The 10,115-nt window shown below is 68.1% G+C and carries 9 protein-coding genes and 1 tRNA gene; 6 read left to right on the top strand and 4 right to left on the bottom strand.

Annotation, left to right across the window (positions count from 1 at the left end; genetic code table 11):
- The first annotated feature begins 85 nt into the window (after positions 1 to 85).
- The 5 genes from Q1K33_RS12475 to Q1K33_RS12495 all read left to right on the top strand — a co-directional run bounded on the left by Q1K33_RS12475 (position 86) and on the right by Q1K33_RS12495 (position 5,336).
- Positions 86 to 343 (top strand): hypothetical protein, encoded by a 258-nt coding sequence (locus tag Q1K33_RS12475; protein ID WP_300404399.1) that lies wholly within the window; start codon positions 86 to 88, stop codon positions 341 to 343.
- Between the two features lie 43 nt (positions 344 to 386).
- Positions 387 to 1,469 (top strand): PDZ domain-containing protein, encoded by a 1,083-nt coding sequence (locus Q1K33_RS12480; protein WP_300404401.1) that lies wholly within the window; start codon positions 387 to 389, stop codon positions 1,467 to 1,469.
- Complete coding sequence (locus tag Q1K33_RS12485; RefSeq protein ID WP_300404403.1) at positions 1,466 to 2,170, top strand: PPA1309 family protein; 705 nt, start codon at positions 1,466 to 1,468, stop codon at positions 2,168 to 2,170. Before Q1K33_RS12480 ends, Q1K33_RS12485 begins: the two co-directional genes overlap by 4 nt.
- Entirely contained in the window at positions 2,167 to 5,145 is a 2,979-nt protein-coding gene (locus Q1K33_RS12490) for a UPF0182 family protein (protein WP_300404405.1), read from the top strand. Before Q1K33_RS12485 ends, Q1K33_RS12490 begins: the two co-directional genes overlap by 4 nt.
- Positions 5,146 to 5,262: 117 nt before the next feature.
- A tRNA-Met gene (locus Q1K33_RS12495) sits at positions 5,263 to 5,336 on the top strand.
- Between the two features lie 203 nt (positions 5,337 to 5,539).
- On the opposite strand, the gene Q1K33_RS12500 is transcribed toward Q1K33_RS12495, so the two are convergent.
- The 4 genes from Q1K33_RS12500 to Q1K33_RS12510 all read right to left on the bottom strand — a co-directional run bounded on the left by Q1K33_RS12500 (position 5,540) and on the right by Q1K33_RS12510 (position 9,061).
- The gene (locus tag Q1K33_RS12500) at positions 5,540 to 6,718 is read right to left on the bottom strand and encodes a site-specific integrase (protein ID WP_300404407.1); all 1,179 of its coding nucleotides are present in this window, start codon (positions 6,716 to 6,718) and stop codon (positions 5,540 to 5,542) included.
- A 26-nt stretch (positions 6,719 to 6,744) separates the two neighbouring features.
- Entirely contained in the window at positions 6,745 to 7,119 is a 375-nt protein-coding gene (locus Q1K33_RS20755) for a helix-turn-helix domain-containing protein (RefSeq protein ID WP_363319703.1), read from the bottom strand.
- Between the two features lie 147 nt (positions 7,120 to 7,266).
- A complete protein-coding gene (locus tag Q1K33_RS12505; RefSeq protein ID WP_300404409.1) occupies positions 7,267 to 8,856 on the bottom strand; it encodes a hypothetical protein in 1,590 nt (529 codons plus the stop codon).
- A complete protein-coding gene (locus Q1K33_RS12510; protein WP_300404411.1) occupies positions 8,846 to 9,061 on the bottom strand; it encodes a hypothetical protein in 216 nt (71 codons plus the stop codon). The genes Q1K33_RS12505 and Q1K33_RS12510 overlap by 11 nt, the downstream gene beginning before the upstream one ends.
- Positions 9,062 to 9,286: 225 nt before the next feature.
- Between Q1K33_RS12510 and Q1K33_RS12515 the strand changes: the two genes are divergently transcribed.
- Positions 9,287 to 10,063, top strand: coding sequence for an IS30 family transposase (locus tag Q1K33_RS12515; protein WP_300404413.1), 777 nt, complete (start codon positions 9,287 to 9,289; stop codon positions 10,061 to 10,063).
- The last annotated feature ends 52 nt before the right edge of the window (positions 10,064 to 10,115 follow it).

The raw sequence follows: 10,115 nt of genomic DNA on the forward strand, positions 1-10,115 counted from the left end.
TGAGCAGCGAGCGCGAGCGAGGAACGAGTTCGCGACCGAGCGTGTCGAAACCCGGTGAGCCGGCCGCCGACCTAGTCTGGGAGCCATGGTCGTCCTGTGGCTCCTTCCTCCCGTCGCGGTGACGCTGGTCGCCATGGTGTGGGTGACGTGGCTCGGCCGCGAGAGCCGCGGCGAAGTCGACCGCGACGAGGCCGTACGTCGGCTGGGCGCCGCCCTGGACCCCCAGCCGAGCCGCTGGCGACCGTGGGCGCGAACCCGCCCGATGCCGGGCTATGCCGTCGCGCCGCGCCCTCCGGATCGCAGCACGGGCGTCGCAATCCGTCGCCGGCCACCTGCCGCCTGAACCTCGCGGGCCGCTCCTTGGCCCGCAATGAGAGGGTTGGGCCATGAACCAGCGCCTCATCGCCGCGGTCGTCGCCGTCCCGGCCGTGCTCGCGCTGCTCGTCTTCGCAGCCTTCCAGGGCCTCCCGTTCGCGACGTTCGCCCCCGGCGGCACGATCGACGTGCTCGGCCAGGACGGCAACGACGCCGAGGTGGTCCAGGTCGACGGCCACGAGGTGTACCGCGACACCGGCCAGCTGCGGATGACCACGGTGCGCGTCTCGCCGGCCGGGGACCCGCCGGACACGGCGTACCTGTCGTTGGGCCGGCTGATGGCGATGTGGTTCGACGGCGACGAGGCCGTCTACCCCTACTCCTCGGTGCACCAGGACGGCGAGACCGCCGAGAGCAGCCGCGAGGAGGGCGCCGTGCAGATGGCGACCTCGCAGGACGACGCGGTCTACGTCGCGCTCACCGAGGACGGCATCGAGGTGCCGCAGGTGCTCCAGGTCGCCGCAGTGACCGCGGGAGCCGCCTCCGACGGTGTCCTGAAAGTCGGCGACCATCTCGAGAGCATCAACGGCACCGAGACGCCTGACGACACGGTGCTGCGCCGCGAGATCCAGAAGAGCGAGCCGGGGGAGCCGCTGACGATCGGGATCGAGCGCGCCGGCAAGCAGCGGAGCGTCGAGGTCACCCCGACCGAGGAGACGATCGAGGGCAAGCAGCGGCTGCTCATCGGGATCACGCCGGGCTACGACTACGACTTCCCGTTCGACGTGAAGATCAGCATCTCCGACAACATCGGTGGCCCCAGCGCCGGACTGATCTTCTCCCTTGCCGTCTACGACACGATCACGCCCGGGTCACTGACCGGGGGAGCGCGCGTCGCCGGCACCGGCGAGATCGCCCCGGACGGCTCGGTCGGCTCGATCGGCGGCATCCAGCAGAAGATCGCCGGCGCACGCTCCGAGGGCACCGAGCTGTTCCTGGTGCCCGAGGGCAACTGCGCCGACGCCCTGGGCGCCGACGCCGGTGACATGACGCTGGTCCGGGCCAGCACCATGCACGAGGTGCGCCTGGCGCTCGAGGCCTACACCGCCGACCCGAGTGCTGCCGACCTCCCCTCCTGCGAGGACGCGGCATGAGTGAGCACGACGACCGTCCGGGACCGGCCGGGCTCGACCAGCCCGACGAGGCGTTGACCGCGGACCCGCGCTGGGGAGACCTCGACGCCGATCCGGCCCTGGCCAGCGCGATCCTCGAGATCGAGCAGCACCTCTCCGGCGACGGCTGGGACCAGCCGGCGCGGCTCTACGCCCTGGTCGACACCGCGGCGCTCGTCCGGCAGGAGCCGGCCCTGGCCAGCGCGATGGGCCTGGACGCTGCTGCCGAGGAGGGCTCCCTGACTGCCGTCGAGCAGGACCAAATGGACCCCAGCAAGCCGCTCGAGGGTGTGCTGGAGTCGATCGAGTGGCCCACGGGCGTGGCCGGGTGCGCCGCCATGGTCGAGCGCCTGGTGCTCCCACCCGGCTCCGACGCCACGCTGCCCGAGGATCCGGTGCAGGCGCGCGCCTTCGCGCGCGAGCACCCCGACCGCCAGGAGGTCCGGATCGTGGCCGGCGCCACCCGCAGCGGATCGACGTACTGCGCCCTGCGCCTGCGCGCCCACGACGAGGACTCCTCGGTCGTCGGCGGGATCGACCTGGTCCCCGGGCTGCTGACCCTGCTCCGCGAGACGTTGACCGCGTCCCCGACCGATGCCCCGCACGAACCGCACGATCCCGACCACCCGCATGACGACCATGATCGAGCGGCTCTCGTTGAGCCGCCGGAGGAGAAGCCGTGAGTGAGCTGTTCGACGACGACCCGAGGGCAACGCCGCCCCCGCGACAGGCACCGCCGAGGCGGTCGCGTGCCCTGCTGATCACCGCGGTCGTGGTGATCGTGGCGATCTTCGGACTGACCGGGTTCTCCTCGATCTACACCGACCGCCTGTGGTACCAGTCGGTCGGCTACGGCAACGTCTTCAGCACGCTGCTGTGGACCCGGATCGGGCTCTTCCTGGTCTTCGGTGCGGTGCTGGGTGGGATCGTCGCGCTCAACATCTACCTCGCCTACCGGTTCCGGCCGCTCTTCCGGCCCAACTCGCGAGAGCAGACCAACCTCGACCGCTACCGCGACGTGATCACCCCGATCCGGGTGTGGGTCGTGCTCGGCGTGGCGCTGGTCGTCGGTGCCTTCGCCGGGGCCTCGGGGATGAGCAACTGGCGCACCTACCTGATGTGGCGCAACGGGCAGTCCTTCGGCCAGGACGACCCCTACTTCAACCGCGACATCGGCTTCTACGTCTTCGACCTGCCGTGGGTGCACTTCATCGTCGACTTCTCGATGGCGGTCTTCGTGATCGCGATCATCGGGGCGCTCGTCACCCACTACCTGTACGGCGGGCTGCGGCTGCAGGCCGGCTCCGACCGCCTCTCGCCGGCGGCCCAGGCCCAGCTGTCGGTCCTGCTCGGGCTCTTCGTCCTGGCCAAGGGCGTCGACTACTACCTGGACCGCTTCGACCTGGTCAACCAGAACAACTCGCTCTTCACCGGGATGAACTACACCGCGGAGAACGCCGTCCTGCCGGCCAAGAACATCCTCATCGGGGTGGCGGTGATCTGCTCGATCCTGTTCTTCCTCAACGTGTGGCGCCGCACGTGGCAGCTGCCGACGATGGGGCTCGGTCTGCTCGTGCTCTCGGCGATCCTGCTCGGGATGATCTGGCCGGCGATCGTGCAGCAGTTCCAGGTCAAGCCCTCCGAGGCCGACAAGGAGGAGCCCTACATCGCTCGCAACATCGAGTCGACGCAGGCCGCCTACGACCTCGAGGACGTCGAGCTGACGCCGTACTCGCCCAACACCTCGCTCGACGCGACCGCCTCCCAGCTGGCGCCGCTGCTCAGCTCGGTGCCGCTGGTCGACCCCAAGCAGGTCTCGCCGGCGTTCGAGAACATCCAGCAGGAGCGCGGTTACTACTCGGTCGCCGAGGTGCTCGACGTGGACCGCTACGAGCTCAACGGCTCCGACCGGGCGATCGTGCTGGGCGTGCGTGAGCTCGACCAGGACGGCCTGAGCCCCGACGCGCGCAACTGGTCCAACCTGCACACCGTGTTCACCCATGGCAACGGCATCATCGCCGCCTACGCCAACCAGCGCGACGCCGAGAACGCCGTCACCTCCGACACCGGCGCCGACGCGCCGTCGTCCTCCGGTGGCCTGGAGTGGGCGCAAGGCATCAACAACGACGAGGTCGACATCTCCGCCGAGCTCGGAGACTTCGAGACCCGCGTCTACTACGGGGAGAAGAGCCCCGACTACTCGGTGGTCGGCAAGTCCGCCGAGGACGCCGAGGACATCGAGCTCAACCTGCCGGTGCCCGGCTCCGACCTCGGCTCGACCACGACCTTCGACGGTCCTGGTGACGCCTCGGTCGGCAGCACGTTCAACCAGCTGATGTTCGCGATCAAGTTCGGGGAGCCCAACTTCCTGCTCTCCGGTCGTGTCAACGGCAACTCGAGCGTGCTCTTCGAGCGCGACCCCACCACTCGCGTGGAGAAGGTCGCGCCGTGGCTGACCGTCGACAGCGACGTCTACCCGGCGATCGTCGACGGCAAGATCACCTGGATCCTCGACGGCTACACCACCACCGACCGCTTCCCGCTGGCCCAGCGTGAGTCGTTCGAGGAGATGACCGACGACGCGCTGCAGGTGCAGACCGGCATCCAGACGCTGCCGACCGACGAGATCAACTACATGCGCAACGCGGTCAAGGCGACCGTGGACGCCTACACCGGTGCGGTCACGCTCTACGCCTGGGACGAGGAGGACCCGCTGCTGCGCTCGTGGATGGGCGCCTTCCCGGGCACCGTCGAGCCGCGCTCGGCGATGTCCGACGACCTGCTCGCCCACGTGCGCTACCCCGAGGACCTCTTCAAGGTGCAGCGCTACCAGTACGCGCGCTACCACGTCGAGGACGCCAGCGACTGGTACGAGTTCAACGACCGTTGGGCGGTCCCCGAGGACCCGCAGGCCCCGGGCGTCTTCCAGGCGCCGTACCGACTCTTCGTCGGAGGAGCGGACGCCTCCAACTTCTCGCTGACGTCGGTCTACGTGCCGTTCCGCCGCAACAACCTCGCTTCCTTCGTGTCGGTCAACTCCGATGCGGACTCGGGCGAGTACGGCAAGATCAGCGTGCTGCGGCTCAACGACGCCGAGGCCACCGACGGCGACCAGACGTCCGGGCCCGGACAGGTCGCCAACGACTTCATCTCCGACCAGCGCATCAACGAGGCGCTGCTGCCGCTGAAGAACTCCGGTGCCCGCGTCACCTACGGCAACATGCTGACCTTCCCGATCAACGACGGGTTGATGTACGTCCAGCCGGTCTACGTCTCGCGACAGGTCACCGACGCCAGCTATCCCGAGCTGCGCTTCGTCCAGGTCAAGTTCGGCGACGACATCGGCTACGGCACCACGTTCCAGAACGCGATCCAGGACCTGTTCGGCTCCGGCACCGACCCGATCGTGCCCGACCCCGGCGAGGACCCGGAGCCCGACCCGGAGCCGGAGCCGGAGCCGGAGCCCGGCACGCTGCAGGGCCGCCTCGATGCGGCCCTGGACGACGCGTTGGAGGCCTTCGACAAGGCCGACACCGCCCTGTCCAACGGTAACCTCGGCGTCTACCAGCGCCAGGTCGCCAAGGCCCAGGAGCTGCTCGCCCAGGTCGTCGACCTACGCGACCGGCTCGAGCAGCGCGACACCAACGACGAAGGCTGAGCAGGTCGAGCCGCCAGGCGGGGCCGTCGACGAAACCTCGCAACCAGGACCGTGAGCCACCTCTCAGCAACTCGATTTGGTTGCTCCACCCCGACCCGGTAACGTTCTGTTCACCGACGCGGGGTGGAGCAGCTCGGTAGCTCGCTGGGCTCATAACCCAGAGGTCGCAGGTTCAAATCCTGCCCCCGCTACAAAAAAAGTGGCCCCTGACCTGCGGAAACGCAGATCAGGGGCCACTTGGTTTCTTGAACCAGATTGCCCTATTCCCCGTTTACTCCCCGAAAACTGTCGGCGGTGGCTTTCGATTCGGATGCCCCGAAGGTCTGACAGTTCGCGGCTGTGGCGATCGGGTCAAACGTCACGGGTGACAAAGGACAGACGATAAGTGAGTCGTTCAGTCGGCCGAAGAGGGCGACGATGCCTTGCCGGCGAAGGACTGAAGGATGTGGCTCACGTCGGGCACCAACCGGTCCTTCTCGATGTAGAACTCTTTGGTGATCGCGTCCGAGCTGTGTCCGAGGACGCGAGCCGCTGTACCGGAGTCGACGAGACGATCGATCAACGTCGCGACCGTCTTGCGGAAGGTGTGCGGCGTTACCCACTCGAAACCCGAGTCCGCTCGAATTGTGCGCCAGCGCCGCTCGATGTTGCCGACCTGGTGCCAGGTGCCGTTCCGCGTAGCGAAGACCGCGTTGTAGTGGTTCGCGGGCTGTTCGACGCGCCGTCTCATCAGTACACCGACAGCGAACGGCGGAATCGCGATGCTGCGTTGCGAGGCGTCAGTCTTCGGCTTCGGCTTCCGGTAGGTTCCCTTTCCGGTCTCGGTTTTGATCGTCCCGGAGATAGAGACCGTCGGCGGGGTCGCGGCGAAGTCGATGTCGCTCCAACGGATGGCCAGCACCTCTCCGATCCGGCAACCGGTCGCGAGTAAGAGGTCGACGATGTCGGGCATGTCCTTGTTCGGCTTTGGGCCGGGCCGCTTCTTCGTCATCCACGCTTCCACGGCAGAACGCACTGCGTTGAGGTCCTCCACTGAGAGGGCTTGGACTTCCTTCTTCTGGCCCCGGAGTCGCGACGTCGAGGCGACCGGGTTGGCCGGAAGCGCATCGTCGATGACCGCGGCATCGAACATCATCTTGAGGACGGTCTTGGTCTTCTTGCGCCGGCTGTGCGACTCCTGGGCCTTGATGAGCCGTTCCAGGCGCCCAGCTGTCGCCTCCCGTAGCCGCACGTTGCCGATCGCTGGGTTTATGACGTTCTCGATGATGCGCTGATATTCGTTCGCTGTGGTCGCTTCGGAGCGTTGTTCGGCACGGTAGAGCGACACCCAGATGTCGGCCACTTGGCTGATTCTCATATCGGGGCCGATTAGGTCTCCAGCAGGAGCACTGCGGTCGGCGATCTTGGCTTTCAGTTCCCGTTCTGCGGCCGCTGAGCTTCGGCCAGTCCCAGTGATCTCGCGGGTGACGCCGTCGAAATCCCTGAAGCGGGTCCGCGCGCGGTAGACGCCAGGGCGGACCTCCTTCGTCGTGATGCTCCCGAAGGTTCCGATGGGAAGCGTAGGGCGAGCCATGGGTGTTCCTCTGTGACGGTTGAGCGCTACCGACGTCGCGGACGAGACTGTCTTGACATGGAACCTAGCGCGTGGGGTGCGGGAGTCTTGCCACGCTTCGATCCATGCTCGTCGTCCTCGACCTCCAGTTCGGGGTCGAGGTCGAGCGCTTCGGCGTGGGCCTCGATCCATGCATCGAGATCCGAACGGCGGTACCGCAGTGCGCCGCCCGCTTTCACTGCGCGCGGTCCGAACCCGGGGCGGCGTGTGCGCCACGTATAGAGCGTCGACTTCGCGATCCCTATGTAGGCAGCCGCTTGGGCAATGTTCACGGTGGCTGGGATGAGTGCGAGCCCGCCACGCGCTATCGGGCGTGGTTCGACAGGACGTACCGTCTCTTGCTCACTCATGTCTGTGCCCATATCCGCGCGGCTGCGTTCGCGTTCCCGGGTAACCAGCGTTCGGTGACCTCACTGATGCTGAGGATCTCCTCCACCTTCTCCATCTCTTGTCTCCTCCGACCTGCCGCGGTGGATCTAGGTTGTCGTCGCCCACCTCGTGTCTGATGGTCACCTAAGTGGCCGGACTGGTTCGGAGCGATCAGTGCAGCTTGTGGATTTCCTGCGTTGCCCGCCGCGGTCGGGCGAAGGCGCTGACGTGAAGTGCCGGTCCTCCTGCGCGTTCGCCACAACCGGCTGAGAAGGAGAGAGCGAGACAGGGCGATGGCCGCCGCGGTTGGCTTGCGCGAGCATGGCAGATGCTGCCGCGTTGGATGTAGCTGACGCGGTTGCCGTACTCGCCGTACGCAAGGCGTCCCGTACCGGCCGCGGCACTGGGACGGGGCGCTGGGCAAGGATGTCGGCGGGCGAGACCCAGACGACGTCGCCATCGGGATGGGGGGCGGCCAGGCCGAGCTCGATGTCGTTGTGGGCACGGATGGAGAGCGCCCGTGCCGGCCCGGTGAGACCTGGGACATCGGACTTCTCGGCCACGACGTAGGCGAGCTCGGACGCGGACTCGAGGGCATGGAGGGTCGCGCCGGTGCCGCGTTTCAGTCCTGGCATGTTGGCTATGACGTCGAGGCTGGCCATGGTGGTGGAGGCGTGGGTCAGCTCGCGGTAGGCGGCACGAACTTCGGCGGCCGTGCGCATCAGGTCGGGGTCAAGACGAGCATTTGTGGCAGTTAGGTCGCCCCAGCGGCTGGCGAGGTTGCTCCAGGCACGGCCGGCCTCGGCGATCGCCGGTGAGAGCCGGTCATTGGGCTCGAGGTGGCCGGCGTGCTGTGCGGCGTCGACTAGCACCATGGCGGCGCCGGCGATGAGGCCCTGGGTGCGGGTGATGAGGACCATGTTGGTCGGCCATGCGTCGGAGGCGAGGGTGCGGTGGGCCTGGATGTCCCACCCGGCGAGGGCCTGGGAGATCCGGGTGTCGTCCTCGATCGGTCGGTTGGCTTCGCCCCGGAGCGCCTGGGTGAACCGTCCGTCGAGGTACCTGCCCGCGGCCGCCTCGGAGACGGCCATGCGGCGGATCCACTCGGTGGTCGGCGGTACGGCGTAGGGGGAGTGACGCCGGTTGAGCTCGATGGGCCGGTTGGTGCCGAGCGCGGCCCGGTACCGGCTGTGGCCGTGCTGGTGCAGGGAGACACCGACGGCGTGGGCGCTGACGTACAGGGCGTGCATGATCCGGGCGCGAGCGGCCTCGAGGTCGCGGAAGCTCTCGGCGCGCTGGACCGGGATGTCGGCGCCGTAGCGGTGCACCAGGTCGCCGGCGTGACCGAGGGTCCTGGTCATCTGAGTCATGCGCCGATCGGGCCGGCTCGCCGGTGGCCAGCTGCTGCTGCGCAAACTCCTGCCGATCGCGTCCCCGACCGAGACCAGGCGGGTGATGGGTTCATCGCGGGTGTGCGCGCCTGCCCCGAATCCCTGCCCGGGCAGGCTGCTCCACAGCGACGCCGCGGCCGTGACCAGGTCGGGCCAGCCGTGGAGGAGCCGGCCGGCGTCGTCGCCGGCGACGTCCATCAGCAAGTGGCGCGCCGTGTGGTCGACGTCGTGCAGCAGCTCGCCGACGGTGCGGATGTCCCGAGAGGTGAGCGGGATCTGCGTGGTGTCGAAGAGCGCGTCGTCGACGTCGGCGAAGCCGCGCCGGCGGTCAGCATCCAAGGTCGCGTGCCTCCCGAATCAGGTCGCACAGGTCGACCACCAGCTGGGAGCCGTTGACCAAGTCGGGGCGGTGGGCCGGGAGCGGCCGGGTGAGCTCCTCCGCGGCCGTGAGCAGCTGCAGCGCGCTCTGCCCCTCGAGGTCCTCCTGGTCGACGTCGGGCAGCTGGTAGTCCTCGGGGAGGAGCGAGCTGGCCTGCGCCTGCACCAGGTAGACGCCGAGACCGAGGGACTGCAGCGGTGAGTGGCGGGGTCAAGGGTCGGACGCAACACCTCCTAGCTGAGGAGGATGTCGATGACACGGTGGGCGATCCGGGCAGAGCGCCGGGAGTTCTGGCTATCGGTCCGTGACGGCGCGAGTTACAAGCAAGCTGCTGCGCGACTCGGGCTCAATGAGGCGACCGGACCGAAGTGGGCACGCCAGGTTGGTGGCGTGACCCCCTACTTCGTGTTCGCGCCGGCGCCCAAGGGCCGGTACCTCTCGCTCGAGGAACGCATCCAGATCCAGGTCGGGATGCACCTGGACCTCTCGATCCGTGCGATCGCGCGTGGCCTGGACCGGGCGGCCTCGACGGTCCAGCGCGAGCTCGACCGCAACAGCCGAGCGACCTACCGAGCCCGACCACACGCACGTAAGACGTCGATACGTCAGCGTGGGCGGTGGTTTCGCGGGCCGAACTCCTACACCGCGCACGGTGCCCAGCGGTGGGCCGAGAAGCGCGCCACGGCAGCGGCTGGTGGCCGGTTGACGCGGCTCGCGGCCCGCCCGGTGCTGCGTGAGCGGGTCCAGCACCTGATCGGCGTCGATGACTTGTCACCGCGTCAGGTTGCGGCACAGTTGAGGATCGAGTGCCCCGAGGATCCGGAGATGTGGGTGTCGCACGAGACGATCTACAAGGCGTTGTACGTCCAGGGCCGCGGCGAGCTGCGCCGCGACCTGCACAAACGTCTGCGTACCGGTCGTGCCATGCGGCGTCCGCGTCGCCTCAGTGGCGAGCGGCAGTCCCGGTTCGCCGGGATGGTCAACATCAGCGAACGCCCTGCTGAGGTCGCCGACCGCGCCGTACCGGGCCACTGGGAGGGCGACCTGATCTGCGGCACCGCGAACAAGTCGGCGATCGGGACCCTGGTCGAGCGGTCCTCGCGGTTCGTGATGCTGCTCCACCTGCCCGAGGGTCACGGCGCCGACGCGGTCCAAGAAGCGATGTGAAGCGCCACAGGTTTGATGCCGCATCCTTTTGAGTTGGAAGGATGCGAACCAT

The sequence above is a fragment of the Nocardioides sp. genome, assembly GCF_029937575.1.
In the GTDB taxonomy this organism is placed as follows: domain Bacteria; phylum Actinomycetota; class Actinomycetes; order Propionibacteriales; family Nocardioidaceae; genus Nocardioides.

Coding starts and splice junctions, on each gene's coding strand:
- Q1K33_RS12475 (WP_300404399.1), top strand. CDS start 86: ATGGTCGTCCTGTGGCTCCTTCCTCCCGTCGCGGTGACGCTGGTCGCC.
- Q1K33_RS12480 (WP_300404401.1), top strand. CDS start 387: ATGAACCAGCGCCTCATCGCCGCGGTCGTCGCCGTCCCGGCCGTGCTC.
- Q1K33_RS12485 (WP_300404403.1), top strand. CDS start 1,466: ATGAGTGAGCACGACGACCGTCCGGGACCGGCCGGGCTCGACCAGCCC.
- Q1K33_RS12500 (WP_300404407.1), bottom strand. CDS start 6,718: ATGGCTCGCCCTACGCTTCCCATCGGAACCTTCGGGAGCATCACGACG.
- Q1K33_RS20755 (WP_363319703.1), bottom strand. CDS start 7,119: ATGGGCACAGACATGAGTGAGCAAGAGACGGTACGTCCTGTCGAACCA.